We start from the raw sequence: 789 nt of genomic DNA, 5'->3' as shown, positions 1-789 counted from the left end.
CGCGGGCGTCCGCCCGGGTACGGGCCGCCGCCTGGTCCGCCTCGGCCAGCGCGTCCGACGCCTCGGTGCGCACCCGCTGGGCGTACTCGCCCGCGTCCGCGCGCAGCCGCTCGGCCTCCGCGATGGCCTCCGCCATCGTCCGCTCGGCCAGCGCCTTCGCGGCCTGAGACTCCTCGTTCGCCTCGCGCCGGATCCGGGAAGCGTCCTCGCTCGCCCGCTCCCGCTCGGCGTAGGCGTCGGCGCGGACCCGGTCCGCCTCCTCCTCGGCCTCCCGGCGGGTACGGTCCGCCGCGTGCTCGGCGGCCGAGCGCAGCCCGGCGATCTCCTCCTGGGCCTGCTCGTGCAGCCCGGCGACGGAGTCCCGCACCTGCTGCGCGTGCTGCTCGGCGGCGGCGACCATCTCGGTGGCGCGCCGGTCGGCCTCCTCCACCAGGCGGGTGGCCTCGGCCTGCGCCTCCTCCACGCGCTTGCGGGCGGAGGCCAGCAGCTCCTCGCTCTGCTCACGGGCCCGCTGCCGCTCCTGGTCGGCCTCCTCGCGGGCGGCACCGAGGAGCTCCTCGGCCTCGCGGCGGCGCCGGGCGGCCTCCTCCTGCGCGGCGGCCAGCGTCTCGGACGCCTCCGTGCCGAGGCGCTCGGCGGCGGCCTGCGCCTCCGCGCGCACCCGGTCGGCGGTGTCCTGCGCCTCCGCCTTCAGCCGCTCGGCCTCGGCCCGTCCGTCTTCGCCTTCGTCGGCGCCGTCATCGCATGGCTGCTCGGCAAGCCGGTGTTCGTCGCGTTCGCCCTCGGGGC

At 78.8% G+C, this 789-nt stretch carries 1 pseudogene; it reads right to left on the bottom strand.

Annotation, left to right across the window (positions count from 1 at the left end):
• Positions 1–789: pseudogene (locus ABZV94_RS38525) on the bottom strand (hypothetical protein); the annotation flags it as partial.

It is taken from the genome of Streptomyces sp. NPDC004658, assembly GCF_040609555.1.
Taxonomy (GTDB): Bacteria; Actinomycetota; Actinomycetes; order Streptomycetales; family Streptomycetaceae; genus Streptomyces.
This window is presented reverse-complemented; position numbering and strand designations above follow the sequence as displayed.